The organism is Streptococcus sp. 27098_8_134 (assembly GCF_041431675.1).
GTDB classification, from domain to species: domain Bacteria; phylum Bacillota; class Bacilli; order Lactobacillales; family Streptococcaceae; genus Streptococcus; species Streptococcus sanguinis_R.
In genome coordinates this window covers 51,728-77,136 of the sequence record NZ_JAPVYD010000006.1, presented here as the reverse complement: position 1 = coordinate 77,136, position 25,409 = coordinate 51,728, and the positions used below count along the sequence as shown (strand labels likewise).

At 43.0% G+C, this 25,409-nt stretch carries 26 protein-coding genes; 20 read left to right on the top strand and 6 right to left on the bottom strand.

What is annotated here, in order from left to right; all coding sequences use genetic code 11:
* Nucleotides 1–24 precede the first annotated feature (24 nt).
* From O3620_RS11635 to O3620_RS11625, 3 genes are all read right to left on the bottom strand, one after another.
* Nucleotides 25–1,020, bottom strand: coding sequence for a PTS sugar transporter subunit IIB (locus O3620_RS11635; protein ID WP_002893577.1), 996 nt, complete (start codon nt 1,018–1,020; stop codon nt 25–27).
* 460 nt (nt 1,021–1,480) lie between these two features.
* Nucleotides 1,481–2,500, bottom strand: a complete 1,020-nt coding sequence (adhP, locus tag O3620_RS11630; protein WP_002916361.1) for an alcohol dehydrogenase AdhP — start codon at nt 2,498–2,500, stop codon at nt 1,481–1,483.
* 217 nt (nt 2,501–2,717) lie between these two features.
* On the bottom strand, nt 2,718–3,530 hold the full coding sequence (locus O3620_RS11625) for a Cof-type HAD-IIB family hydrolase (protein WP_002908111.1): 813 nt from the start codon (nt 3,528–3,530) through the stop codon (nt 2,718–2,720).
* A 96-nt stretch (nt 3,531–3,626) separates the two neighbouring features.
* Between O3620_RS11625 and O3620_RS11620 the strand changes: the two genes are divergently transcribed.
* The 5 genes from O3620_RS11620 to O3620_RS11600 all read left to right on the top strand — a co-directional run bounded on the left by O3620_RS11620 (nt 3,627) and on the right by O3620_RS11600 (nt 8,169).
* On the top strand, nt 3,627–4,256 hold the full coding sequence (locus tag O3620_RS11620; RefSeq protein WP_083842606.1) for a DUF1361 domain-containing protein: 630 nt from the start codon (nt 3,627–3,629) through the stop codon (nt 4,254–4,256).
* Between the two features lie 145 nt (nt 4,257–4,401).
* Nucleotides 4,402–5,823 (top strand): NCS2 family permease, encoded by a 1,422-nt coding sequence (locus tag O3620_RS11615; RefSeq protein ID WP_002908917.1) that lies wholly within the window; start codon nt 4,402–4,404, stop codon nt 5,821–5,823.
* A 145-nt stretch (nt 5,824–5,968) separates the two neighbouring features.
* On the top strand, nt 5,969–6,409 hold the full coding sequence (tsaE, locus tag O3620_RS11610) for a tRNA (adenosine(37)-N6)-threonylcarbamoyltransferase complex ATPase subunit type 1 TsaE (protein WP_002908925.1): 441 nt from the start codon (nt 5,969–5,971) through the stop codon (nt 6,407–6,409).
* The gene (locus O3620_RS11605) at nt 6,402–6,923 is read left to right on the top strand and encodes an N-acetyltransferase family protein (RefSeq protein WP_371601759.1); all 522 of its coding nucleotides are present in this window, start codon (nt 6,402–6,404) and stop codon (nt 6,921–6,923) included. The genes tsaE and O3620_RS11605 overlap by 8 nt, the downstream gene beginning before the upstream one ends.
* Before the next feature lie 7 nt (nt 6,924–6,930).
* Nucleotides 6,931–8,169 carry an LCP family protein gene (locus tag O3620_RS11600; protein WP_002920090.1) on the top strand — a complete coding sequence of 413 codons (1,239 nt, stop codon included), beginning with the start codon at nt 6,931–6,933 and terminating at the stop codon, nt 8,167–8,169.
* Nucleotides 8,170–8,289: 120 nt separating this feature from the next.
* Here the strand turns inward: O3620_RS11600 and O3620_RS11595 are convergent, their stop codons facing one another.
* A complete protein-coding gene (locus O3620_RS11595) occupies nt 8,290–8,577 on the bottom strand; it encodes a hypothetical protein (protein ID WP_002896907.1) in 288 nt (95 codons plus the stop codon).
* A 9-nt stretch (nt 8,578–8,586) separates the two neighbouring features.
* On the bottom strand, nt 8,587–8,997 hold the full coding sequence (locus O3620_RS11590) for an HIT family protein (RefSeq protein ID WP_002920089.1): 411 nt from the start codon (nt 8,995–8,997) through the stop codon (nt 8,587–8,589).
* A gap of 68 nt (nt 8,998–9,065) precedes the next feature.
* On the opposite strand from O3620_RS11590, the gene O3620_RS11585 reads away from it, so the two are divergent.
* The 15 genes from O3620_RS11585 (at nt 9,066) to O3620_RS11515 (ending at nt 22,777) form a co-directional block, all read left to right on the top strand.
* Nucleotides 9,066–9,797: an ABC transporter ATP-binding protein gene (locus O3620_RS11585; protein WP_032913044.1), complete on the top strand. Its 732-nt coding sequence runs from the start codon at nt 9,066–9,068 to the stop codon at nt 9,795–9,797.
* The gene (locus O3620_RS11580; protein WP_002920087.1) at nt 9,794–10,840 is read left to right on the top strand and encodes an ABC transporter permease; all 1,047 of its coding nucleotides are present in this window, start codon (nt 9,794–9,796) and stop codon (nt 10,838–10,840) included. Before O3620_RS11585 ends, O3620_RS11580 begins: the two co-directional genes overlap by 4 nt.
* 50 nt (nt 10,841–10,890) lie before the next feature.
* Entirely contained in the window at nt 10,891–11,685 is a 795-nt protein-coding gene (ccrZ, locus tag O3620_RS11575) for a cell cycle regulator CcrZ (RefSeq protein ID WP_371601758.1), read from the top strand.
* On the top strand, nt 11,682–12,320 hold the full coding sequence (gene trmB, locus O3620_RS11570; protein ID WP_002920086.1) for a tRNA (guanosine(46)-N7)-methyltransferase TrmB: 639 nt from the start codon (nt 11,682–11,684) through the stop codon (nt 12,318–12,320). The genes ccrZ and trmB overlap by 4 nt, the downstream gene beginning before the upstream one ends.
* Nucleotides 12,321–12,519: 199 nt before the next feature.
* Nucleotides 12,520–13,008, top strand: a complete 489-nt coding sequence (gene rimP / locus O3620_RS11565; protein ID WP_032912391.1) for a ribosome maturation factor RimP — start codon at nt 12,520–12,522, stop codon at nt 13,006–13,008.
* A gap of 59 nt (nt 13,009–13,067) precedes the next feature.
* The gene (gene nusA / locus O3620_RS11560; RefSeq protein WP_315686711.1) at nt 13,068–14,324 is read left to right on the top strand and encodes a transcription termination factor NusA; all 1,257 of its coding nucleotides are present in this window, start codon (nt 13,068–13,070) and stop codon (nt 14,322–14,324) included.
* Nucleotides 14,325–14,334: 10 nt separating this feature from the next.
* Nucleotides 14,335–14,631 carry an RNase P modulator RnpM gene (rnpM, locus tag O3620_RS11555; protein WP_315686709.1) on the top strand — a complete coding sequence of 99 codons (297 nt, stop codon included), beginning with the start codon at nt 14,335–14,337 and terminating at the stop codon, nt 14,629–14,631.
* On the top strand, nt 14,624–14,920 hold the full coding sequence (locus O3620_RS11550) for a YlxQ-related RNA-binding protein (protein WP_002893557.1): 297 nt from the start codon (nt 14,624–14,626) through the stop codon (nt 14,918–14,920). Before rnpM ends, O3620_RS11550 begins: the two co-directional genes overlap by 8 nt.
* A 19-nt stretch (nt 14,921–14,939) precedes the next feature.
* Entirely contained in the window at nt 14,940–17,732 is a 2,793-nt protein-coding gene (gene infB / locus O3620_RS11545) for a translation initiation factor IF-2 (RefSeq protein ID WP_002920084.1), read from the top strand.
* Nucleotides 17,733–17,907: 175 nt separating this feature from the next.
* Nucleotides 17,908–18,258, top strand: a complete 351-nt coding sequence (rbfA, locus tag O3620_RS11540) for a 30S ribosome-binding factor RbfA (protein ID WP_002908941.1) — start codon at nt 17,908–17,910, stop codon at nt 18,256–18,258.
* 238 nt (nt 18,259–18,496) lie between these two features.
* Entirely contained in the window at nt 18,497–19,648 is a 1,152-nt protein-coding gene (nagA, locus tag O3620_RS11535; protein WP_032913043.1) for an N-acetylglucosamine-6-phosphate deacetylase, read from the top strand.
* 157 nt (nt 19,649–19,805) lie between these two features.
* Nucleotides 19,806–20,000: a hypothetical protein gene (locus tag O3620_RS11530; protein WP_002918060.1), complete on the top strand. Its 195-nt coding sequence runs from the start codon at nt 19,806–19,808 to the stop codon at nt 19,998–20,000.
* A gap of 76 nt (nt 20,001–20,076) precedes the next feature.
* On the top strand, nt 20,077–20,922 hold the full coding sequence (locus O3620_RS11525; protein WP_002920081.1) for an aldo/keto reductase: 846 nt from the start codon (nt 20,077–20,079) through the stop codon (nt 20,920–20,922).
* A complete protein-coding gene (locus O3620_RS11520) occupies nt 20,923–21,375 on the top strand; it encodes a GNAT family N-acetyltransferase (protein ID WP_002920080.1) in 453 nt (150 codons plus the stop codon). It begins immediately after the preceding gene.
* Between the two features lie 649 nt (nt 21,376–22,024).
* Nucleotides 22,025–22,777: a DUF6261 family protein gene (locus tag O3620_RS11515; protein WP_002920079.1), complete on the top strand. Its 753-nt coding sequence runs from the start codon at nt 22,025–22,027 to the stop codon at nt 22,775–22,777.
* Between the two features lie 324 nt (nt 22,778–23,101).
* Here O3620_RS11515 and O3620_RS11510 read toward each other — a convergent pair whose 3' ends face one another.
* Nucleotides 23,102–24,928, bottom strand: a complete 1,827-nt coding sequence (locus tag O3620_RS11510; RefSeq protein WP_049553142.1) for a hypothetical protein — start codon at nt 24,926–24,928, stop codon at nt 23,102–23,104.
* Nucleotides 24,929–25,409: the final 481 nt, after the last annotated feature.

Here is a 25,409-nt window from a genome sequence, read left to right as displayed (position 1 = left end):
TTAATAAAAGCAAAACGTTTGATTCTACTGCACGTTGGCTTTCTTAATCAAATCAAACAAATCTTTTTTAGAGTCATTTGGTACTTTACGTACGTCGAATTCAACGCCAAGGTCGCGCAGTTTTTCATAAGTGGCAACGTCTTCCTTGTCCATTGACAGTACGTTGTTGACCATCGTTTTACCAGTTGAGTGAGCCATGGAACCAACATTAAGGGTCTTGATTGGCACACCGCCTTCAACAGCACGAAGGGCGTCTTGAGGAGTTTCAAACAGAATCAAGGCATGTGTGTTGCCAAAGCGAGGGTCTTTTGAAACGGCAATCAATTTGTCGATTGGGACAACATTGGCTTTGACATTACCTGGTGCAGCTTGCTTGATCAATTCTTTACGAAGTTCATCTTGAGCTACTGAGTCAGAGGCAACGATAATACGATCTGCTTTTGAATCTGGTGTCCAAGCTGTTGCTACCTGACCGTGCAGCAAACGTGTGTCGATCCGGGCAAGGTTGATTTTGAGCTTGCCGTCGCCGATTACAGTCCCTTCAGGGATAGCTGCTTGGGCAACTGGAGCAGCTGCAGCAGGAGCATTTGCTTCTTCAGCAGCAGGGTTCAGCTCTTCAGGCAGAGCTTTGACTCCTTCCTTAGCTTCTTTGATGATGTTAGCAACAACAGCTTCAACGCCGGCGTTGGCATCCATCATCCTTTCTGTATAAGCTTGAATCAGCATAGGCAGGTTCAAGCCTGTAATGATAGCGAACTTGCGGTCAGGATTTTCACCCATGACACGGCTAGCTTGGTTGAATGGAGAGCCACTCCAAAGGTCAGCCAAGACCAACACTTCATCGTCCGCATCAAACGAAGCCACAGCGTCATTGAACTTTGCATAGAGATCATCTGGTCCTTCGTTGGGCATGAAAGTTACAACTTGTACTTTTTCCTGCTCACCGAAAATCATAGAACCTGATTGATGAATACCAGCAGCAAATTCACCGTGGCTAGCAATAATGATTCCGATACTCATTATTGACATTCCTCCTTATAAAATGTTTGACTTAAGTTTTAAGAAAACTTTAAGGCAAGTTTATTATAAAACGTTTTCATGAAAAATGCAAGCGTTTGTTCCTAAAAACGACTTTTTCTTTCAAAAATGTCAGTATTTGCTGGAACCCTGATAAATATAGGTATAAGCAAACCTTAGCTATAGAAATGTTTTAATAAATTAGGAAAACAGAAAATAAAACAGATTAATATATGAAAAAACGTTGAAATAATATGAAAGAGACTTTTGAAATGACAGAAGAGAATTTTGTTTGAGAAAGTGTTTATTTATCAAAAAAGAAAGAGGAGGACCAAAGACAAGAATTCGCATCTTATGTCTTTAGCCTCCATCTATAATGGCAAAAGTTTCTAATAATATTAAGTCTGCCCATCATATGTTTCCAAGAGCTTGGTAAATGTTGGGACTGAAATGCTTTAAAGTATTAGTGTGTGAAGTCAAGGACCATACGTCCCTGAATGGTACCCGCTTCCATTTCGTCAAAGACATCCACTGCATCTGAAACAGGGCGTTTTTTAACGACAGGAACCACTAATCCTTCAGCACCAAACTGGAAGGCTTCTTCCAAGTCCTTACGTGTACCAACGAGGGAACCGATGACTTGAATGCCATCTAAAACTGTTTTGACAATGCTGAGATCCATCATTTCAGATGGTAATCCAACGGCAACTACCCGACCGCCAGCACGAACAGAGTCAACAGCTTGGTTGAAGGCAACTTTAGAAACGGCTGTTACTACGGCAGAATGAGCACCGCCAGTTTTTTCTTGGATAAGAGCAGCGACATCTTCAACTTCATGACCGTTGATGACGATGTCAGCACCAACTTCTTTGGCCAGAGCGAGCTTGTCATTGTTGATATCAACAGCGACTACATGGGCATTAAAGACTTTCTTGGCATATTGAACCGCTAGGTTACCCAAACCACCTGCTCCAAAGATTACTGTCCATTGGCCTGGCTGCAGCTGGGCTTCTTTGATAGCCTTGTAGGTAGTTACACCGGCACAAGTGATAGAAGAAGCTTGGGCAGGATCCAGTCCTTCTGGAACTTTGACAGCATAGTCGGCTGTAACGATACATTGCTCTGCCATCCCACCGTCAACAGAATAACCAGCATTTTTTACTGTACGGCAAAGGGTTTCGCGGCCAGTTGTACAGTATTCACAAGCGCCGCAGCCTTCAAAGAACCAAGCGACACTGACGCGGTCTCCGACTTTGAGGCTTTTTACATCTGGAGCGATTTCTTTGACAATACCAATACCTTCATGTCCTAGAACGCGGCCCGGTACCTTGCCAAAGTCACCATGCGCGACGTGAAGGTCTGTATGGCAGACACCGCAGTATTCAATGTCAACGAGAGCTTCCCCTGTTTCAAGAGGACGAAGTTCCTTATTTTCGATGAGTTGGACATTGGTTCCTTCTGGATTTACAACAACTGCTTTCATAAGTAGTTTCCTCCTGTTATTTAGTTTTCAATTATGTTAATTATATCACAAACTCAAACAAATGGCAAACGCTTACAATTTCAAGTAAAAGTAACCTTTAAAACTATGGTACTGCGGATAAGCTCCGATTTTTAAAGCTTTTGAGCATGATTGAGGTCGAGAGAATACAAAAAATAAAAGACAAACTCTCGAACAGAGTTTGCCTAATTGTCTACTTTTATAAAAAGAGTTTGTTTAGCTCGTGGGCGACGCCATCTTGGTCGTTAGTCAAAGACAACTGCTGGTCGGCGTATGGCAGCAGGTCAGTATTGGCATTTTTCATGGCATAGCCGGTGCCAGCAAAGGACAGCATCTCAGTATCATTTTGCTCATCGCCAAAGGCAATCAAATTTTTACGATCTACATTGAGAACATTAAGCAGGTATTGAAGGGCGAAGGCCTTATTGACCCCTTTTGGAGCACACTCGAGAATGTTGAGCGGTCCGCCCCAAGAGTTGATGGCAAGTTCATGCTGGTAAAAAGCATTCATTTCCTCTGCCAGAGCATATTTATCAGCTGCTCGCGTCTGCAGGAGAATGGCGTTAGGATTCTCCGTTACCAAGTTGGCTTGAAACTGATTTTCAGGCTTAAAAGCATCGATGCCAAATAGCTTGGGATCAGCAATTTCTTCATTGGGATTGGTGATGTAGAACTTATTGCGGTATTCGCCGGCAATGAAATCCGCTTCAATCTCATCCCTACGCTTAACCATATCCAGCAGAAAGGACTTGTCCAGCGTCAGCGATTTTTCAAAGTCCCATTTCTTTTCTGGAATGTGAGTCAAAGAGCCATTGAAGTTGATCATGGGCGTATTGAGCTCTAATTCTTTATAATATTTCAAAGCCATTCGGTAGGGCCGTCCTGTTGTGATAATGACCTTGTGGCCCTTTTGGGAAATTTTTTTGATAGTTTCTTTAGTGAAGTCCGACAGATTGCTGTTAGAATCCAGCAAGGTGCCGTCCAAGTCCACAGCGATTACTTTTTTTGTCATGTGAGTCTCTTTTCAGTGATAATACAGACTATTATAACAGAATTCAGTGTAAATAACACGACTTATGTTATAATGGTGCTCTAATCAGTCACAATTATGACACACCAAGGAGGAGCTTTTCGTATGCGTAAACCGATCATGATTCATGCTCTTTTTCTGATAATTGCCTTTTTTATCTATATCCAATCTCTAAATGGCGGTCCGACCTATCTCATTTGGAATATGACCTTGGCCTTAATCAGCTATGATGTAGCTGTCTTGACACTTTTATTCAAGAAACAGAAATGGATCTATCCTCTTCTTTTCCTCTTGTGGTTGCTTTTCTTCCCCAACACTTTCTATATGATTACAGATTTGATTCACATGACTTGGGTGGCAGATGTTCTGAGTAAGCCAAGTGTTTTCATGCTCTTTTTAGCTTTTGTTTCCAGTATTTTATTCGCGATTTTCTGTGGGATGGAGAGCTGGTATGTCATCAAGGAAGGCTGGAAGCTTAACTGGTATTTGGACTTGTTGCTGACGGCAGCTCTGTCGGCTGTGTCCAGTCTGGCTATCTACATAGGACGTTATGATCGCCTCAATAGCTGGGATTTATTGCTTCATCCTCAGATGGTTCTACAGAAGCTCTTGCAAACTTTGCAGCCTGATCGACTGCCTTTCATTCTTGGTTTTACTTTTTTGCAGTTTATGAGTTTGGTATTTCTGATGAGAGATAATAAAAAATAAGAACAGTGAGACATTCACCTTGAAAAAGTGAATGTTTTTTATTATAATTTAAAATATCGTTCGCAAATAAACGAAATTCAATATGTTTTTATTTGTTATTGAACTAGATGTTAGAAATTTTACTCAAAAGGAGATTTATTGAAAAATGGATAAATTTTTCAAACTGACCGAAAAAGGGACAGATGTCCGGACAGAAGTTTTGGCTGGTCTGACGACTTTCTTTGCCATGTCCTACATTTTATTTGTCAATCCGGCTATGTTGGCTCAGACAGGTATGCCTAAGCAGGGTGTTTTTCTAGCTACGATTATCGGGGCTGTTGCCGGCACCTTGATGATGGCCTTCTTTGCCAACCTGCCTTATGCGCAGGCGCCGGGTATGGGGTTGAATGCCTTTTTCACTTTTACGGTCGTCTTTGCCTTGGGCTACACTTGGCAGGAAGCCTTGGCTATGGTCTTTATCTGCGGAATTATTTCGCTCATTATCACTCTGACCAAGGTGCGTAAGATGATCATCGAGTCAATTCCTGGCTCCTTGCGCGCAGCTATTTCAGCTGGGATCGGAGTATTTCTGGCTTATGTAGGTATTAAAAATGCCGGCTTGCTCAAGTTTTCAATCGATCCGGGCAATTATACAGTAGCTGGCAAGGGAGCAGATAAGGCTGCAGCGGCTATTACGGCTAATTCAGCAGCAACTCCAGGTCTGGTAGACTTTAACAATCCAGCGGTCCTAGTAGCCCTGGTCGGTTTGGCCATCACAATCTTCTTTATCGTGAAAAATATCAAGGGTGGTGTTATCCTATCCATCCTAGTAACGACAGTGGTAGCTATTCTGGTTGGCTTGGTTGATTTGTCAGCCATTGACTTTGGGCAGAATAACATTGGCACTGCTGTTAGTGAACTGGGGCAGATTTTTGGGGTGGCAGTAGGTCCGAAAGGTCTGGGTGCCCTCTTAGCAGATTCGGCTCGCTGGCCTCAGACATGTATGGCCATTCTGGCTTTCTCCTTGACAGATATTTTTGATACCATTGGTACCTTAATCGGTACAGGCGAAAAGGTCGGGATTGTGGCGACTTCTGGGGAAAACCATGAATCAGAAGGTTTGGATAAGGCGCTTTACTCGGATCTCATCGGAACTTCTATTGGCGCCATTGCTGGAACCTCTAACGTGACGACTTATGTGGAGTCTGCAGCTGGTATCGGAGCTGGAGGCCGAACAGGTCTGACCGCCTTGGTCGTAGCCATCTGCTTTGCGGTGTCAAGCTTCTTTAGCCCACTCTTGGCTATTGTTCCTAATGCTGCAACTGCACCGATTCTCATTATCGTGGGGATTATGATGCTGGCTAGTCTGAAAAATATCCATTGGGATGATATGGCGGAGGCTATTCCAGCTTTCTTTACTTCTATTTTTATGGGATTTGCCTATTCTATCACTCACGGGATAGCAGCTGGGTTTATCACCTACACTTTGGTCAAAATCTTCAAAGGTCAAGCCAAGGATGTACATTCTATGATTTGGATTTTGGATCTTCTCTTTATTTTGAATTTCGTTAATCTGGCTTTAAATTAGGTCTAAACATTGCTGGATTTCCTTGAGTTTAGTACCCTTTATATAGAAATAGGCTATATTTTCAGTATAAAAAATCGGCTTTTAGTAGCTGATTTTTCTTTTGCAAAATTAAGCAGAAAAAAATTTTTTCTGGTATAATAAGAGAATGTTTAGTCATAATGAGGAAGAATTAATCCAGTGGGGTCAGCGTCTGGGCAAATTGCTTCGGGCAGGGGATGTACTGGTTTTAACGGGAGATTTAGGAGCAGGGAAGACAACCTTTACTAAGGGTCTGGCTCTAGGTTTAGGCATCAGTCAGATGATTAAAAGTCCAACCTATACCATTGTTCGGGAATACGAGGGGCGCTTGCCGCTCTATCATCTGGATGTCTACCGCATCGGAGACGATCCAGATTCCATTGATTTGGATGACTTTCTCTTCGGGGAGGGTGTGACGGTCATTGAATGGGGGGAGCTGCTGGGAGAAAATCTGCCTGAAGACTATCTCAAATTAAGCCTCTTGAAAAAGGAAGACGGGCGTGAATTGGTTTTTGAAGCCCAAGGAAAGCGAGCCCAAGAGCTACTTGAGGGACTGCAGAATGACTGAATATGAATTGTGCTTGCGTGAAGCGGAAAAAACAGATGCAGCTGAGCTGATTGCCTTCCTCAATCAGGTCGGGTCTGAGTCAGATTATATGACGCTTGATGAGGCTGGAATCTTGATGAATAAAGATGAGATGGCTTCATTCATTGAGCATCAGGCTGCTTCTAGTAATCAGCTTTATCTGTTGGCGTTTTTAAATGGTCAGATTGCTGGCCTTGTCTGCATCACAGCCGATTTCCATGAGCGAATTCGCCATATTGGTCAAGTCTTTGTTGTGGTGAAGAAGGCTTTCTGGAACCAAGGACTGGGACGCATATTGCTGGAAGAGGCACTGACTTGGGCAGAAGATTCTCAAGTTATTAGACGTTTGGAATTGAGTGTTCAGGTTAGAAATGAACGAGCAGTTCATCTCTATAAAGATTTAGGATTTGAAATTGAAGGCTTACAAAGAAGAGGAGCCTATTTAAAAGAAGGGAAATTTCTTGATGTTTACCTGATGGGTAAACTGATAGACTAAAAAAGATATGTTTAAAAAGATTATAATGATGTTTCTCAGTCTCCTTGTCGTAACGACAGCTGGTATCGGTACTTATGCTTGGACGATCTATGGTCAGTCAACAGATGAACTGTCCAAGACTTATAAGGGGTTGGGAAATGAGACAGATGTTATTTCTGCGACTAAGCCCATGACTATCTTACTGATGGGTGTAGATACAGGGAGCGGATCCCGCGAGGATACTTGGGTCGGGAACAGCGATACCATGATTCTCCTGAGCGTCAATCCAAAGACTAAGAAAACAGTCATGATGAGTTTGGAACGTGATATTCTGACTCAGATTGATGAAAATGGTCAAACAGTTGAAGCCAAGCTGAATGCTGCCTATGCGACAGGCGGAGCAGAGTTAGCCATTTCGACTATTGAGGGCTTGATGAATATCCACATCGACCGCTATGTGATGATCAATATGCAGGGCTTGGTTCAACTAGTAGACGCAGTAGGCGGTATTGAGGTCAATAATACCTTTGACTTCCCAATTTCTATTGAGGATAATGAGCCTGAGTATACTGCTAAGGTGGAACCTGGCAAGCAAACCATCAATGGTGATCAGGCGCTGGTCTATGCTCGCATGCGCTATCAGGATCCAGAGGGTGACTATGGCCGCCAAAAGCGTCAACGTGAAGTAATTAAGAAAGTGGTTGAAAAAGTTCTCAGTCTCAACAGTGTCAGCCATTATCAGGCTATTTTAAAAGCTGTCAGCAGCAACATGCAGACCAATATCGCGCTTGATTCAAAAAGCATTCCTCAACTGCTAGGCTATCAGGATGCCTTTAAGAACATTAAGTCTGAGCAGCTACGTGGAGAAGATGCGACCTTGCCTGATGGTGGAAGCTATCAGCTGGTGACGTCAGAGCATTTGCTGAGCATGCAGAATCTAATCCGCAAGTCTCTGGGCTTGGAAACAGTTAAGAGTCTGAAGACCAATGCTGTTCTCTATGAAGATATTATGGGTGGCAACAGTCTAAGAAGCAGCAATAGCAGTAGTACATCTAGTAGCACAGAAAGCTATAGCAGTTACCAGAATTCTTATAGTCAGCCTACTTATAATAATGGTTATGAGAATTACTCTTATCCGACGACAGATACAACAGTTGGAACTACGAATACGACTCCGGTTGCTCCAGCGGCTTCCTCTGCCCCAGCTGCAGATGTCAGTGTCAGCACCCCACAAAGTCAGCCAGTAGTCAATGCGACTACAGAGTAAAAAGGTTAAATATAAAAAGAGGCCGGGACAAAATGTCTCGGTCTCTTTTGGTTATGGCAGGAAGCCCTTAACGCGATGGCTGATTGGAATTTTTGTTCCCTATCATCCATCTTTACTCTATCACGACTCGTACTTTTCCCAGATGTCTTTGACTTGCTGGATCTGCACTTGAGCTTGGTTTTCAAGGACTTTATATTTATAAGTAAGATCTTGAGCGATGTCTTTGACTTGCTCTTTTTGCTCTTGAATGATGGCAATATTTCGTTGAATATTTGCTAGACTGTCCTTTACTTTGTCTAGACTATCTGTTGTTTCAATGATTTCTTCTTGAATTTTTTGTCGGTTTTCAACCAGTTTGTAGCTGGCTGCTGCGGCACCGATAAATAGGAAAATATTTGAAAGTTTCATAGTCCCTCCTTAAGCTTGTGCAATCTTCTCAGCTAATTCAGCCAGAGCCGGAAAGTCTGGTTCGTGGGCTGCGAAAGTAATCTTGAGGTCATCTGCATCACTATAGCGCGGTGCCAAATGCACATGGGTATGAAAGACAGTCTGTCCAGCAATTTCTTCGTTGTTGTTGATGATATTCATACCAGCTGCACCTGTGGCTTTCATCACCTTACGGGCAATGTCAGGTACGCGAGCAAAGAGCTGACTGGTGTTGTCGGCATCCATATCCAGCACATTTCGGAAATGCTCTTTAGGGACAACTAAGGTATGACCTGGTGTTACCTGGGAAATATCCAGAAAAGCAAGGACCTTCTCGTCTTCATAGACTTTTGAAGAAGGTATTTCTCCGGCAATAATTTTACAAAAAATACAATCAGCCATAAATGGTACCTCTATTCGCTAGATTTTGTTATAATATAAGAACCATTATACCAGAATTCGGAGAAAATATGTTAGAAATCAAAGAGCTTACGGGCGGCTATGTTAATATCCCGGTTTTAAAGGATGTCAGCTTTGAAGTGGGCAATGGGCAGCTGGTTGGTCTGATTGGTCTCAACGGTGCAGGCAAGTCCACGACTATCAATGAGATTATCGGTCTTCTGACCCCTTATAAGGGGCAGATTCAGATTGATGGACTGGAGCTGCGGACCAATCCCAACGATTACCGCAAGAAGATCGGTTTTATTCCGGAAACGCCTAGTCTCTATGAAGAATTAACCCTGCGCGAGCACATTGAAACGGTAGCTATGGCATACGACATTGAGCAGGAAACAGCTTTTAAGCGCGTGGATAAGTTATTGGAAATGTTCCGACTCAAGGAAAAACTGGATTGGTTCCCTGTTCACTTTTCAAAAGGGATGAAGCAAAAAGTGATGATTATCTGTGCTTTTGTAGTTGATCCCAGCCTTTTTATCGTAGATGAGCCTTTTCTGGGGCTGGATCCGGTAGCTATTGCAGACCTTATCCAGCTCTTGGATGAGGAAAAGAAGAAGGGCAAGTCCATTCTGATGAGCACCCATGTTCTGGACTCTGCCGAGAAGATGTGCGATAGTTTTGTAATCTTGCACAAGGGTCAAGTACGGGCCAAGGGCAGCTTGACTGAGTTGCGGGCCCAATTTCAAATGCCGGATGCTAGTCTGAATGACATCTATCTGGCCCTGACAGAAGAGGCGACGCTATGAAAGAATTATTTGCTAAACGAAAGCAGGATTTTCGTCAGCAGTGCCTGAAGTACCTGCGTTATGTTTTTAATGATCATTTCGTGCTCTTTCTGCTGATTTTTATGGGATTTTTAGGTGTTCAGTACAGTCAGCTTTTGCGGCATTTTCCGACCAATCACCTACCCATTATTGCCAGTCTGGTTATTCTATCGGTCTTTATCCTGCCTTTTGGACGGATTGCGACCTATCTGGAAAAGCCGGATGCTCTCTTTCTCTTGGTCAGAGAAGCAGAAGTCAGGACTTTTATCAAGGCTCAGATTCTGCGTTCCTATCTCTTGTACGCAGTCTTACAGACTGGGCTATTGCTACTGTTAGCTCCGCTTTTTCTGGCTCTGGGATTGCCTATTTGGGGCTTCGGGCTCTACTGCCTCTTTATGCTAGTCTTGAAATGGTTTTTGTTTCAGGCTAAGGCCAAGAAATTCTTTACTGAAAATGGCCTAGATTGGCAGGCTCTGGTGGCTTATGAAGCTGCTCGAAAGCAGACGATTCTGCGCTTCTTTGCTCTCTTTACCAATGTTAAAGGCATTTCAAACAGTGTCAAGCGCAGGGCCTATCTGGATGGTTTGACGAGACTTGTGGGCAAGCAGCATAGCAAGACCTGGCAGAATCTCTTTTTGCGCTCTTACTTGCGAAATGGAGACTTCTTTGCTCTAACCTTAAGACTACTCTTTCTAGCTCTTTTGGCCTTGATTTTTGTCAGTCAAGCTTGGATTGCTGCGGCTTTTGCGGTCTTGTTCAATTACCTCTTGCTCTTCCAGCTGACGGCTTTGTATGAAGCTTTTGACTATCAGTTTTTGACCCAACTTTTTCCGATAGAAAGAGGGGAAAAGCTGAAGGGAGCAAGACAAATTATCACATCTATTGGCAGCTGTGTCCTTTTGGGTGAAGTGCTGACTGCTCTGCTCTTTTTCCAAGACAAGACAGCAGTGCTGGCCGTGCTGGGAGCAACTGCCCTACTCTATCTGTTCTATCTGCCGTTCAAGTTACGGAGATTGGTTGACTAAAAGAGGTAAAACTAGTAAAATGATAAAGAAACTTTTTACGGAGGGGAAACATGGACTTGGTTGATAACGAGCTGACCCTGACACCGATAGCTGGTAAGAGCGGAAAGGCCTATATGGGGACTTATCCGGACGGGGGGCGCGTTTTCGTCAAGATGAATACAACCCCTATCTTAGCAGGCTTAGCTCGAGAACAAATCGCACCGCAGCTTTTGTGGAGCCGCCGGATGCCGGACGGAAACGTAATGAGCGGGCAGGAATGGCTTTCAGGCACTATTCTGACCCCAAATGATATGTCCAAAAAGCAAGTAATCAATATTTTGACTCGGCTGCATCGCTCGCGCCCGTTGATGACGCAGCTGACCAAGCTGGGCTATACACTGGAAACGCCGACTGATTTGCTGAATGCTTGGCTCAATCAAGTGCCGCTTGCTTTGAGGAATAATCAATATCTGCAATCAGTTATCCGCGACCTGCGACAGACTGTGCCGGCCTTTCGTGAGGATTATGCGACCATCGTTCACGGAGATGTGCGCCACAGTAACTGTGTAGAGACCGACAGCGGGCTTATTTACTTGGTGGATTGGGATTCTGTGCGCCTGACAGACAGGATGATGGATGTAGCACATATTTTGAGCCATTATGTGCCTGATTCAGGTTGGCAAGAGTGGCTGAGCGCATATGGCTATAAGTATAATCAGACTGTTTTCAATAAGCTATACTGGTTTGGTCAGTATTCTTATCTGATGCAGATTGCCAAATACTATGAAAACAATGATTTAGAAAATGTGAACCGGGAGATTTACGCATTACGAAACTTCCGTTCTAAATACGGAAGAGGACAATGAGAGTAAGGAATCGTAAGGGAGCGACGGAACTGCTGGAGGCGCATCCCCAGTATGTTATTTTGAATCCGGCAGACGCCAAGGGCAGATGGCAGGAGATTTTTGGCAATGATCACCCCATTCATGTAGAGGTTGGCAGCGGCAAAGGAGCCTTTGTGTCCGGTATGGCCAAGGCCAATCCGAATATCAACTACATTGGGATTGATATTCAGAAATCGGTTCTCAGCTATGCCTTGGACAAGGTGCTAGCAACGGATGTGCCCAATATCAAGCTTCTATGGGTGGACGGTTCGGATCTGACTGATTATTTTGAAGAGGGCGAGATTGACCGCCTCTATCTGAACTTCTCGGATCCTTGGCCCAAGAAACGTCATGAAAAGCGCCGTCTGACCTATCAGTCCTTTCTGGCGACCTATCAGCAGATTCTGCCAGAAAATGGAGAAATCCACTTCAAAACGGACAATCGTGGTCTTTTTGAGTATAGCTTAGTAAGCTTTTCGCAGTATGGTATGAAGTTAAAGGGCGTGTGGTTAGACTTGCATGCCAGCGACTTTGAAGACAATGTCCTGACTGAGTATGAGCAGAAATTTGCTAACAAGGGACAAGTCATCTATCGGGTGGAAGCAGCGTTTGAATAAGAAAGAGTCTTCTAGGAAATACTCCTTGAAGACTTTATTATTAGGAAAGAATTTTGCTTAAAAATAAGATCGTTTTAAGTGGGATTCCGTCTTTAAAAGCTTGTACAGCATATTTCCCTTGCATTCTGGGACTTGTCGTGCTATAATACTAATAATGAATAAGGAAAGAGAGGCGAGGAAGTATCTTCGCCTCTTATCTGTGAGGAGGTGTCGTCATATCGCAACGATTGTTGAATTGGTGAGGGAGGTTATTGAACCAGCCATTCTGGCCCCCTATGAATTAGTCGATATTGAGTACGGAAAGATGGGCGGGGACTACGTTCTCAGTGTCTTTGTAGATAAGCCTGAGGGCATTACGGTCAATGATACAGCGGATTTGACGGATATTATCAGTCCGCTCTTGGATCAAATCAAACCAGATCCCTTCCCAGAACAGTATTTTCTGGAAGTGACCAGTCCGGGCTTGGAGCGTCCGCTCAAGACCAAGGAACAGCTATCCGATGCAGTCGGCAGTTATATCCATGTCAGTCTCTATAAGGCTGTTGACAAGCAGAAAGTCTTTGAAGGCACCTTGCTGAGCTTTGAAGAGGATGTTCTGCACATGGAATATCTGGACAAGACTCGCAGAAAAGAAGTCGAAATTCCCTACAGTCTGGTTTCCAAAGCCAGATTAGCCGTTAAGTTTTAGCCGCAGAAGCAATATAGAAAAGAAAGGAACACTTTTGTTTCGGCAAAAGTCACATGAAAATGAGTAAAGAAATGCTAGAGGCCTTCCGCATTTTGGAAGAAGACAAAGGAATCAAGAAAGAAGATATCATTGACGCAGTAACTGAGTCACTCCGCTCAGCCTATCGTCGTCGCTATGGTCAGGCAGATAGCGCGGCCATTGAGTTTGACGAAAAGTCAGGAGATTTCCGTGTCTATACTGTTCGCGAAGTCGTGGACGAGGTCTTTGACAGCCGTTTGGAAATCAGTCTCAAAGATGCCTTGGCTATCAGTTCAGCCTATGAGTTGGGAGATAAGATTAAGTTTGAAGAAGCGCCAGCTGAATTTGGCCGAGTCGCTGCTCAGTCTGCTAAGCAAACCATCATGGAAAAGATGCGCAAGCAGACCCGAGCAATCACCTACAATACCTATAAAGAGCATGAAAATGAAATCATGTCAGGAACGGTGGAGCGTTTTGACAATCGCTTTATCTATGTCAATCTTGGTAGCATTGAAGCACAATTATCGAAGCAAGACCAGATCCCTGGTGAGGTCTTTGCCTCTCATGACCGCATCGAAGTCTTTGTCTACAAGGTAGAAGATAATCCTCGCGGTGTCAATGTCTTTGTCAGCCGCAGCCATCCAGAAATGATCAAGCGCTTGATGGAGCAGGAAATCCCTGAAGTCTATGACGGAACTGTGGAAATCATGAGCGTGTCACGGGAAGCAGGCGATCGGACCAAGGTAGCGGTTCGCAGCCACAACCCTAATGTGGATGCCATCGGTACAATCGTTGGACGCGGTGGAGCCAATATCAAGAAAATTACGAGCAAGTTCCATCCTGCCAAATACGATCCAAAGAGTGGCCGTATGGTGCCGACTGAAGAAAATATCGACGTCATCGAGTGGGTAGCAGATCCAGCTGAATTTATCTACAATGCTATTGCTCCTGCCGAGGTTGACCAAGTTATCTTTAACGAAGAAGATAACAAGCGGGCCTTGGTTGTCGTACCAGACAACAAGCTTTCTCTGGCTATTGGCCGTCGTGGACAGAACGTACGCTTGGCAGCTCATTTGACAGGCTTTAGAATCGATATCAAGTCTGCCACAGAGTTTGAAGAAATGGAAGCAGCCAATGAACTGGGTGGATTTGCTCAGGAAGCAGAAGAAATTCTTGCGGATGCAGATGTCCTAGAGACAGAAGTTTCAGCAGCAGAAGCAACAGACTTTGACGCAGTAGCAGAGGAAACTGTACTAGAAACAGCTGGTTTAGAAAGCGAAGCTGAAGAACTAGATTAAGGGGGCTGGAATGGTAAAAACAAGAAAAATCCCTTTAAGAAAATCAGTGGTGTCCAACGAAGTGATTGACAAGCGTGATTTGCTGCGGATTGTCAAGAACAAGGAAGGTCAAGTCTTTATCGATCCGACAGGAAAGGCCAATGGCCGTGGAGCTTATATCAAGCTGGACAATCAAGAAGCCCTTCAAGCTAAGAAGAAGCGGGTTTTTAACCGCAGCTTTAGTATGGAAGTGGACGAGGCTTTCTATGATGAGTTAATCGCTTATGTCGATCATAAGGTCAAAAGAAGAGAGTTAGGTCTTGAATAAAGAGAAACTTGCAAATTTGCTGGGACTGGCTCAGCGGGCTGGCCGCATCATTTCTGGTGAGGAGCTGACCGTCAAGGCTATCCAGGAGGGAAAAGCACATCTGGTCTTTTTGGCCCAGGATGCAGCTCCTAATCTCAGCAAGAAAATCACTGATAAAAGTCGTTACTACCAAGTAGAAGTATCAACCGTGTTTTCAACACTGGAATTAAGCTCTGCCATTGGCAAGGCCAGAAAAGTGCTCGCCGTGACAGATGCTGGTTTTACAAAGAAAATGAGGTCTCTTATGTAATAGAAGAGGAGGACAAGATTTGTCTAAAGTAAGATTGTATGAAATCGCCAAAGAACTGGGAAAAGAAAGCAAGGAGGTAGTGGCTCGTGCGAAGGAGCTGGGACTGGATGTCAAAAGTCATTCATCCAGCGTAGAAGCTGACGCTGGTGAGCGAATCAAATCCAGCTTTACAAAAGCAGCCGCACCTCAAGCTGCTGCAGAAAAGCCTGTAGCAGCCCAACCATCACCGAAAAAAACTCCTGCCAAAGAGGCGGCACCAGTCAAGGCAGAACAGACAGAAGCAAAAGCAGCAGCTCAGCCAGAAGCGAAAGCAGAAACGGTAGCGCCAGTCAAGCGCCCGCAAAGCCGGAACTTTAAGGCAGAACGTGAAGCGAGAGCCAAGGAAGAGGCAGAGCGTCGGAAGCAGCAAGGCAACCGCAAACCACAAAATAAAGAGCAAGGCAAGCGTGAGGACCGTGATAATCGAAATAAGAATCGCGGAAACCGCAACGACCGAGATAGGGGCAATCGTCCAAATGACCGTCGCGATAATCGTGGTCAAGATGGCCGCCGCAATGGTCAGAATCATCAAGGATTTAACGGTCAAAACCGCCAACAGCCTCAAGGACCAAAGATTGACTTTAAGGCCCGAGCAGCAGCTTTGAAAGCAGAGCAGAATGCTGAATACGCTCGCTCCAGCGAGGAACGCTTTAAGCAAGCACAAGAAGCTAAAGAAGTGTTGGAACGGCAAAATCGCCGCAAGGAGCAGCCTAAGGCAGAAGCAAGTGCACCAGTTCAGCCTGCACCAGCTCCATCTGCACCAGCAGCGAATCCAAGCCCAGCTCCAGCCGCCGTGGATACGCGTCGTAAGAAGCAAGCTCGACCAGATAAGAAGCGCGATGATTTTGATCGCGAAGAAGAAGGTCCAAGAAAACAACAAAAGAATCGAAGCAGTCAAAATCAAGTGAGAAATCAAAGAAATAGTAATTGGAATAAAAACAAGAAAAATAAAAAAGGAAAGGGCAACAATAATCAGGCACCAAAACCTGTTACAGAACGTAAGTTCCATGAGTTGCCAACTGAATTTGAATATACAGACGGAATGACCGTTGCAGAAATTGCAAAACGGATCAAGCGCGAACCAGCTGAAATTGTCAAGAAACTCTTTATGATGGGCGTGATGGCAACGCAAAACCAATCTCTTGACGGCGATACTATTGAACTCCTTATGGTGGACTACGGTATCGAAGCTAAGAAGAAGGTGGAAGTTGACACAGCTGACATTGAGCGCTTCTTCGTAGAAGAAGGTTATATCAACCAAGATGCCTTGGTAGAGCGTCCGCCAGTTGTCACCATCATGGGACACGTTGACCATGGTAAAACAACCCTCTTGGATACCCTGCGTAACTCTCGCGTAGCTACAGGTGAAGCAGGTGGTATTACTCAACACATCGGTGCTTACCAGATTGAGGAAAGCGGCAAGAAGATTACTTTCTTGGATACGCCTGGACACGCGGCCTTTACTTCTATGCGGGCCCGCGGTGCCTCTGTTACGGATATCACTATCCTGGTCGTAGCGGCTGATGACGGTGTTATGCCGCAAACCATCGAAGCTATCAACCACTCTAAAGCGGCTGATGTCCCAATCATCGTAGCCATCAACAAGATTGATAAGCCAGGAGCGAATCCTGAGCGCGTGATTGGTGAATTGGCTGAGCATGGTGTCATGTCAACAGCTTGGGGCGGAGATTCTGAATTTGTTGAAATCTCAGCGAAATTCAATCAAAATATCGACAGCTTGCTAGAAACAGTCCTCTTGGTGGCTGAAATTCAAGAGCTCAAGGCAGATCCTACTGTTCGAGCGATTGGTACAGTCATTGAAGCCCGTCTGGATAAAGGAAAAGGTGCTGTCGCAACCCTTCTGGTTCAGCAGGGAACTCTGAATGTGCAGGATCCAATCGTTGTTGGTAATACTTTCGGTCGGGTTCGGGCTATGACCAATGACTTGGGCCGTCGTGTTAAGGTGGCAGGACCATCTACACCGGTTTCTATCACTGGTCTCAATGAAACTCCGATGGCTGGTGACCACTTTGCGGTTTATGAAGATGAAAAAGCTGCGCGTGCAGCTGGTGAAGAACGTGCCAAACGTGCTCTTCTCAAGCAGCGTCAAGCTACTCATCGCGTTAGTCTGGAAAATCTCTTTGATACCCTCAAAGCTGGTGAAGTTAAGTCTGTCAATGTTATCATCAAGGCTGATGTGCAAGGTTCTGTAGAAGCCCTGTCTGCTTCCCTACAGAAGATTGAAGTGGAAGGCGTTAAGATTACCATCGTCCACTCAGCGGTTGGTGCTATCAATGAATCTGACGTGACACTGGCGGAAGCTTCAAATGCTTTCATCATCGGATTTAACGTTCGTCCAACATCTCAGGCTCGCCAACAGGCAGAAGCTGATGATGTCGAAATCCGTCTCCACAGCATTATCTACAAGGTTATCGAAGAAATGGAAGATGCCATGAAGGGAATGCTGGACCCAGAATACGAAGAAAAAATCATCGGGGAAGCTCTTATCCGCGAGACCTTCAAGGTTTCCAAGGTTGGTACTATCGGTGGATTTATGGTTATCAACGGTAAAGTTACCCGTGATTCCAAGGTTCGTGTTATCCGTGACGGCGTCGTGATTTACGATGGGGAACTTGCCAGCCTCAAGCACTTCAAGGATGATGTTAAGGAAGTTACCAACGGCCGTGAAGGTGGACTCATGATTGATGGCTACAATGACATCCAAGTAGATGACACGATCGAAGCTTATATCATGGAAGAAATTAAGAAATAAGATAAGAAGTAGGTTAAAAACTCGCAGTGAAATCATATTTGGTGGAAGTTGATATTTTTAGTCCCACATCTTTTTCACAAAGAGTTTAGATCGAATTTCATTCATTAAAACTAAAATATAAGCTAGGCTAGGCCTAGCTTATATTGCAGAAGAGAAAAATTAGAAAGGAAATCTCATGGCAAATAATTTTCGTACAGACCGTGTGGGCATGGAAATCAAGCGCGAAGTCAATGAAATTTTGCAGAAGAAAGTTCGTGACCCGCGGGTACAGGGAGTAACCATTACCGATGTCCAAATGCTGGGCGACCTATCCATGGCCAAGGTCTACTACACGATTATGAGCAATCTGGCCTCTGATAATCAAAAAGCTCAGACCGGTCTGGAAAAAGCGACCGGTACCATCAAGCGGGAGCTGGGCCACAATCTGAAGATGTACAAGATTCCAGATTTGACCTTTGTCAAGGACGAATCCATCGAGTATGGCAATAAAATCGACCAGATGCTGCGCGATTTAGATAAAAAATAAAGCAGAAACTCAGCTGTTATGGCTGGGTTTTCTGTTTTTTAATTTAATATAACAATTTTTCATAAAAATAGGTATATACCATTTACAAATAAAAAAGAAAGAGTTATAATATAGTCAAGAAAACTCAGAGATTCAAAAGCGGGAGTTAGAAAGCAGCTATAGAAAGATGCTAGCTCTATCACAGAATTCCGCTTTGAATGGCAGAGAATACAGAAGTCAAGACAAGGGAGGCAGTCTTATGCCTACATATATTAAAGCAGATCAATTTTTCTATCCTCAGGGAATCCGTCAGGGCGGTTATTTAGAGCTGATTGACGGTAAGTTTGGCAAGCTGGTGCAGTCTGTTCCGCAGGATGCAGAGGTCATAGACTACAGTGGCTACTCGATTGCACCAGGTCTGGTGGACACTCATATTCACGGATTTGGTGGTGTTGATGTGATGGACAATAACATTGAAGGAACTCTTCATACCATGAGTGAGGGTCTCTTGACTACCGGTGTGACCAGCTTTTTACCAACAACCCTGACATCGTCCTATGAGCGGCTTTTGGCGGTTACTGAAAATATCGGTGCACGCTATCAAGAAGCCAGCGGAGCCAAGATTCGCGGTCTCTATTTTGAAGGGCCTTATTTCACCGAAAAGTATAAAGGCGCTCAAAATCCGGCCTATATGAAAGATCCTAGTATGGATGAGTTTCGTGCTTGGCAGAAAGCCGCAAATGGCTTGCTCAATAAGATAGCTCTCGCACCAGAACGTGAAGGCGTAGAGGAATTTGTCCGCACGCTGACTGATGAAGGTGTGACCGTTGCTCTGGGGCATTCTAACGCAACCTTTGATGAAGCTAAGACTGCGGTCGAAGCTGGTGCCAGCGTTTGGGTGCATGCTTATAATGGCATGCGGGGCTTGACCCACCGGGAGCTGGGCATGGTTGGTGCCATGTATGAGTTGCCCCACACCTATGCGGAACTGATTTGTGACGGCCACCATGTGGATCCTAAGGCCTGTGACATCTTGCTCAAGCAGAAGGGACATGAAAATATTGCCCTCATTACTGACTGTATGACCGCAGGAGGTCTTGAAGATGGTGACTACATGCTGGGAGAATTTCCAGTGGTTGTGGCGGATGGAACAGCTCGGCTCAAGTCAACGGGCAATCTAGCTGGCTCTATCCTCAAGCTCAAGGACGGATTGAAAAATGTGGTCAAATGGGGCATTGCCAATCCTCATCAGGCGGTCATGATGGCTAGCCTGATTCCGGCAAAATCAGTCCATATTGATGATGTCTGCGGACAGATCAAGGAAGGCTACGATGCTGACTTTATCGTTTTAGATAAAGATTTAGAGCTGGTAGCTACTTATCTTGATGGTCAAGAACGATTCCATGTATGAGAACCGCAGGTATTGAAATTAGTCTCCTTATATTTTTCAGAAAGAGCAGGGCAACCTGTTCTTTTTGGTTGGCAGACGCCTTGATAGTCTTCGCCTAGATTTGAATTGCTTTCTTAAGCGTGATATAATGAGACTATAATGCAAACAGGAGTAGGCTATGAAACGAATTGATGCGAAATTTTTGATAATGGGACTTGTTTTACTGCTGGCCGGACTGATATTTGGACGAATCTTGATCCTTGTCGCAGGACTTGCTTTCATTATCTATAGCTTTTTCAGTAAAGGTATGGAGCCGACCAAGGAAAATATCTTCAAACCCAAACCAATACTGAAGAAAAAGGAAAAGAAATGAGCAGTTCTGCTCTTGTAATCACTGTAGCAGCTGCCTTACTGAAGGCAGTAGATGGAACTTATAAAGGAGACATGAGATGAGAGAATATCTTTTGAACAACGGTGTTGGCATTCCGGTGCTGGGCTTCGGTACTTGGAAGGCTCAGGATGGCGAAGAAGCTTATCAAGCAACATTAGCCGCTCTCAAGGCAGGCTATCGTCACATTGATACGGCAGCCATCTATAAGAACGAAGAGAGTGTCGGACGGGCAATCAAGGACAGCGGCATTCCGCGGGAGGAGCTCTTCATCACGACCAAGCTTTGGAATGATATTCATACTTATGAGGAGGCTCAAGAGGCCTTTGCTGCCTCAATGGAGCGGTTGGGACTGGACTATCTGGACCTCTACCTCATCCACTGGCCTAATCCCAAACCCCTGAGGGAAAACGATGCTTGGAAAAAGCGGAATGCTGAGGTCTGGCGGGCTATGGAAGACCTCTATAATCTCGGAAAGATTCGAGCGATTGGCGTCAGCAATTTCCTGCCTCATCACTTAGAAGCCTTGCTTGAGACAGCTCGCATGACTCCTGCTGTCAATCAAATCCGCCTGGCTCCAGGTGTCTATCAGACAGAGGCGGTGAACTTCTGCCGTAAGCATGAGATTTTACTGGAAGCTTGGGGACCATTTGGCCAAGGTGAGCTCTTCCAAAATCCAGCCGTGCAGGCTGTGGCAGACAAGTATGGCAAGACCATTGCCCAAGTCGCTTTAGCTTGGAGCTTGCAGGAAGGCTTCCTGCCTCTGCCTAAGTCGGTCACTCCGAGCCGGATTGCCAGCAATCTAGACTGCTTTGACATCGAGCTAGATACAGCAGACTTAGAAGTCCTCAAAAATATCAGTGGCCTGGCGGGTGGCGCACCAAATCCTGATGAAATGGATTTTTAGATGAAAATCCGATTCTATAGAAGTTCAGATAGAGAAGTCTTGCAGTCTTACCATTTAACCGACTTGAGATTTACCAATCATCCTAGCCAGGCTGTCGCTGACTTAGAAAATCGCTATGCCATCTTGGGTCTTGAAGAACATCAAATCGTAACTTTTCTGATCTTGGATGCTAGGGAAGAGAAGTACACTTATGGAGGTCAGCCAGAGAGCTTGCTCCTTCGTAGCTTTTCAACGGATGAAGGCTTTCGGATGCGAGGGTACGGTAGTCAGACGCTGAAGCTCTTGCCTGAGTTCATAAGAGAACATTTGCCCATGTATAAAAGTATTATCCTAGGTGTCAATGAGAGAAATCAAGTCGCTTCCTACCTCTACCGAGAGACTGGTTTTAGCAAACAGCCCCAACGCATATTAGGACCAGCCGGCTGGCAGGAAGTGTATGAATTAAAAATATAAAAGTATCCCCAGTTTGAAAAGAACTGGGGATTTTTATCTCTACCGCCAGAAGAAACTATAAAACTAGGTGCTTCTGTGCTATAATGAGAGATGTAAAATGAGACCAATATCCAACGAAAAACTAAGATGGGGAGTTAGATGAAGAAGACCCAAGAATTGGAAATTACACCCAACTGATTGAGGAGCTCTTCGAGCCCTTGAGAGTGGGGAGATGAGAGAGAAAGGTAATCATTAAAAACTCGAAGAGTCATCTGTGGCTAAATATCCAATCAATCTAAAGGCTGAATACGAGTGTTTACTAAAATATTTAGATAAACAAGGTTTCGAATAGTCCAGTTTGCTAAAAAATCCGTGCTTTCTATCTGTCAGATGATGTGATTTGCTATAATTTACAGGTTTTCTGAAGTTTGAATACCAGCGTTTGTTAAACTTTTAAAGTATTCTAAGCGTGAAATGCCTTAATAATTCATTTTTAAAGAGAAATAATCCCTATCTGAAGTTGAAGAAATCATCAGGTGGGGATATTTTATGTCTTTGATTTTGAAAAAGTGTTATTTCAGGGATAAAAAATGACATTTCAGGGCAGCCATACAAAAGATTTATTGTCACGTGTTATACTTAGTTCATCAAATTATTGGAGAGGTTTATTATGACTACTAACTATACCATTCGCCCCTTGACCTATAGCAACTTTACTCACCGTGAGTTTGAAAGTTTGATGACGGATTCTCGTCAAATCATCACCGACTTTGTCAAGGCAAACAAGAACGAAGATATGTATAGCACGCACTTGGAGCCCTTTGCGAACAAGCTAGCAGAGTTCCAAGAACAGCTAGCCAGCGTGGAAAAGAAACAAACCACGAGTCTGGCAGAGGTAGATAAGGAGCGGGACAGCGCTCTGGTTGGGCTCTTTACCTTGCATAGGGGATTTGCTAAGATAAAGGAAGCAAAGTTCAAGGAAGCGCATGAGGCGCTGGCTCCAGTCCTGACTAAGTACAAGGATATCACCAAGCATAATAACGATGTCGCCACTGCTGAGATCAAGAGTCTCATCAAAACTCTCAAGGAAGAGCCTTACAATGCGGCAGTGACTACGCTGGGACTCTCACCAGTGATTAGCGCAGTGACGATTGCTCAGGAAGACTATGATAAGGCTGAAGCCCTAGCGCGTGCAGCCAAGTCCAGCAAAGAAGTCGGTAAGACCAAGCAGCTGCGCACGGAAATCTCCCGCACTTATGACCTCTTTATGCGCTATACCGCAGCCTCTGCAGAAGCCTATCCTGAGAAAGCCCACTTTGCCAAACTCCTCAAGGATCTCAACACCATCCGAGACAGCAAGCGACGCCTGGCTAGCCCAAATAAGAAAACAAAACCGGAACAAGTACCGGAAGTAACAGGATAAAGAATACTCCCCTGGAATTGTAAATTCTAGGGGATTTTTGGTGTTTTCGTGGTATAATTTTAGTAAATTTAAGAGCATTTTGAAAGAGAGAAAGTAGGTGGAGATTACTTTTATTTTATAGAATTCGATATGATGTTTGATGCAATTTGAGATAAAAATTCTAATGAAAATGTGCTTATTTTAGATGCTGTATCTATAGTTTCTCTTCAAATTTTAGGAGTTCTAATTTTCTCTAGAAATTCATGGCCATCTTATGTAATTCTTCAATATCTAGTAAGATTTTACGGGCGATTTCAGGATTAAATTTCATTTTCTCCAATTTATTTAAGGTTTACATATAATTTGAGGAATTATATTCATTTCTTGACAGGTAGAAATGAAAGAAGATAGTAGCCAGATCATTTGTTGAATTTGGGTATCAGTTGATTTGTTTTGCAAATAGTTGTCAATCTCGCTTTTTGAAATAAAATTTACAACTAAAACCATATATTTTTGGACATTTATTTGTCTATTTGTTTCTATGAGCCTGTCTACTATTTTTTCAGGGGTATCAGACTTTCTTATCCGTTCAATTTGCGTTTGTATTTGGTTATTTATTATATTTTTTGACCATTTGTCCTCATAAGTTTTTTCTAAATTAATATTTTCGATATTATCTAAAAAAACTAGATTCTTTAACGCTTGACTAACTACATCATGTAAAGCAGATGCAGATTTCATACCTCGTTCACTTTCCACTTTTTTATATTTAGCATGGAAAAAACCTAAGCGATTTTCGTCAAAAGCAATATAGTCAGCACGTTCATTCCCTAAATCATCACAGATAATGTTAGTGTATCTGTTATCTTGCAATCGTTTTTCTAGTATGTGAAAAATGGAAGTATTAGAAAAATTATTGGAATTTGTCAAAAATTCGCCCTTTTCAGAAGTAGAGTTTTCTAAATTTTTTTCTTCGGAAAAATAGCGTAAAAATTCCGAATCATTTAATTGAGAGTCATGAAATAAGGTTTTATTAAAATAGAAAAATTGAGAATTGTCAAAAAGGATAGTAGAATTACCTTCGATTAATTCTTTTAAGGTAGACACTTTATTATCATCCTCGTGTATATAATGCACATCAATATCTTCAATTTTATATGTAATTGTTTTTTTGTTTTTGCTAATTTTTAATCGATTTTTTTGCTGATTTTCAAATTGGTATTTATATTTTTTAAAAGAGTGAGTATGATTTTTAATAAGTTTCATTTTACTAAAATCAGCTTTTGATTGTAATAAGGTCGGATAGTTGTAATTAATCATATAATTATCATTTGGTAACTCTTGTAGTTCAAACATACCATTATAATATTGAAAAATAAAATTAGGTTTAATACTAACTTGTTCCTTACGATTTATAAACTCTACATCTTCACGGTCTTTTAAGAAATTTAAATCAATAAGAATTATTTTGGGAATTAAATCCTTCATTTTTGAAATATCTACTGGTTTAGCAAAATTATCAATATATCTTGGACTATTATTAGTATTCATATCATCAATAATTGTTTTACACCACTTTATATAATCTTCAACTTGTTGTTTGCCATTTCGATAGTTTAATTTAGATGTTGATGGAGATTGAGAAAATACAACCCCATCTTGGAGAACTCTAAAACCTTTTAGAACATGTTTAGATGAATAAATTGGTCGAAAGTTTTCTTGGAGATTTTGTCCCTCAATAATCCTGTTTCTGATTCCTGACATTATAGAAGAGTTTGAAAGGGTAATTTTCTCAAATTCAGCTGTATCTTTAGTGAAATATTTTGTAAATTCTTCAAAAAGAAGCTCAGTGCCTATTATTTTTATTATTTCCTTATTAAGAGAACAAAATTTAGAATTTATCAAGATATATCCTTTGTATAGGACAACAGTGCAGTAACCATATTTGGTCTCTATCAGACTAGAGTTAATAATAAATGAAGGTTTGGAGTGAATTTTAAAAATTCTTGAGTAATAAGAGTAGTCAGAATCTATATCTTTATCTTTAAATTTATAGTTCCCTTCTTTTTTGTGGCAAGCATTATCGAAAAATTTTTCCCAATCCTTTTTAGAAATATTTTCTTTGGCTCTAATGATTTTGAAAGTAGAAGGTAGTTGTAATTGTAGTTCCATTTTAGCCCTTTCAAGATGTATAGTTGATATAGTTAAAAATTTTATGATTTAGATCCATTTTATTTTATACTATCACATACAAGTAAATAAAACAATAAGTTGAGCTTTATTTGTTTGTTGAAAAAAGAATTGATGACAGGTATCAACCTAAACAATTAGGTTGAATAACTAAAAGAGAGTCTATCATTTAAGAAGCAACTCAAATCTCCTGGGTGGTTTATCTGCCTCTCTGGAACTTGGCGGATGTGCTCCACTAACATAGATTGTCGCCAATATCAAGGAGATTGAAAGTAAAACAGCTGAACTTGTAAACATGTTAGGCCAGATCAGAGGCACAACGCCTGAAGCTAAGGAAGAACTGGAGAAGTTTTTGGCTGAGTTTGAGAAATAATATCTAATAAGCATCCTATCACAAACCAATCAAACTGGTACATTCTGCGCTAGTTCTGATTGGTTTTTCTTATTTCCGGATTTTAAACTG

Coding starts and splice junctions, on each gene's coding strand:
- rbfA (WP_002908941.1), top strand. CDS start 17,908: ATGGCAAATAATTTTCGTACAGACCGTGTGGGCATGGAAATCAAGCGC.
- O3620_RS11525 (WP_002920081.1), top strand. CDS start 20,077: ATGAGAGAATATCTTTTGAACAACGGTGTTGGCATTCCGGTGCTGGGC.
- nusA (WP_315686711.1), top strand. CDS start 13,068: ATGAGTAAAGAAATGCTAGAGGCCTTCCGCATTTTGGAAGAAGACAAA.
- O3620_RS11520 (WP_002920080.1), top strand. CDS start 20,923: ATGAAAATCCGATTCTATAGAAGTTCAGATAGAGAAGTCTTGCAGTCT.
- O3620_RS11515 (WP_002920079.1), top strand. CDS start 22,025: ATGACTACTAACTATACCATTCGCCCCTTGACCTATAGCAACTTTACT.
- O3620_RS11605 (WP_371601759.1), top strand. CDS start 6,402: ATGACTGAATATGAATTGTGCTTGCGTGAAGCGGAAAAAACAGATGCA.
- rnpM (WP_315686709.1), top strand. CDS start 14,335: ATGGTAAAAACAAGAAAAATCCCTTTAAGAAAATCAGTGGTGTCCAAC.
- O3620_RS11620 (WP_083842606.1), top strand. CDS start 3,627: ATGACACACCAAGGAGGAGCTTTTCGTATGCGTAAACCGATCATGATT.
- O3620_RS11580 (WP_002920087.1), top strand. CDS start 9,794: ATGAAAGAATTATTTGCTAAACGAAAGCAGGATTTTCGTCAGCAGTGC.
- O3620_RS11625 (WP_002908111.1), bottom strand. CDS start 3,530: ATGACAAAAAAAGTAATCGCTGTGGACTTGGACGGCACCTTGCTGGAT.
- adhP (WP_002916361.1), bottom strand. CDS start 2,500: ATGAAAGCAGTTGTTGTAAATCCAGAAGGAACCAATGTCCAACTCATC.
- O3620_RS11600 (WP_002920090.1), top strand. CDS start 6,931: ATGTTTAAAAAGATTATAATGATGTTTCTCAGTCTCCTTGTCGTAACG.
- O3620_RS11595 (WP_002896907.1), bottom strand. CDS start 8,577: ATGAAACTTTCAAATATTTTCCTATTTATCGGTGCCGCAGCAGCCAGC.
- O3620_RS11590 (WP_002920089.1), bottom strand. CDS start 8,997: ATGGCTGATTGTATTTTTTGTAAAATTATTGCCGGAGAAATACCTTCT.
- O3620_RS11530 (WP_002918060.1), top strand. CDS start 19,806: ATGAAACGAATTGATGCGAAATTTTTGATAATGGGACTTGTTTTACTG.
- O3620_RS11635 (WP_002893577.1), bottom strand. CDS start 1,020: ATGAGTATCGGAATCATTATTGCTAGCCACGGTGAATTTGCTGCTGGT.
- ccrZ (WP_371601758.1), top strand. CDS start 10,891: ATGGACTTGGTTGATAACGAGCTGACCCTGACACCGATAGCTGGTAAG.
- trmB (WP_002920086.1), top strand. CDS start 11,682: ATGAGAGTAAGGAATCGTAAGGGAGCGACGGAACTGCTGGAGGCGCAT.
- O3620_RS11615 (WP_002908917.1), top strand. CDS start 4,402: ATGGATAAATTTTTCAAACTGACCGAAAAAGGGACAGATGTCCGGACA.
- tsaE (WP_002908925.1), top strand. CDS start 5,969: ATGTTTAGTCATAATGAGGAAGAATTAATCCAGTGGGGTCAGCGTCTG.
- O3620_RS11510 (WP_049553142.1), bottom strand. CDS start 24,928: ATGGAACTACAATTACAACTACCTTCTACTTTCAAAATCATTAGAGCC.
- nagA (WP_032913043.1), top strand. CDS start 18,497: ATGCCTACATATATTAAAGCAGATCAATTTTTCTATCCTCAGGGAATC.
- O3620_RS11585 (WP_032913044.1), top strand. CDS start 9,066: ATGTTAGAAATCAAAGAGCTTACGGGCGGCTATGTTAATATCCCGGTT.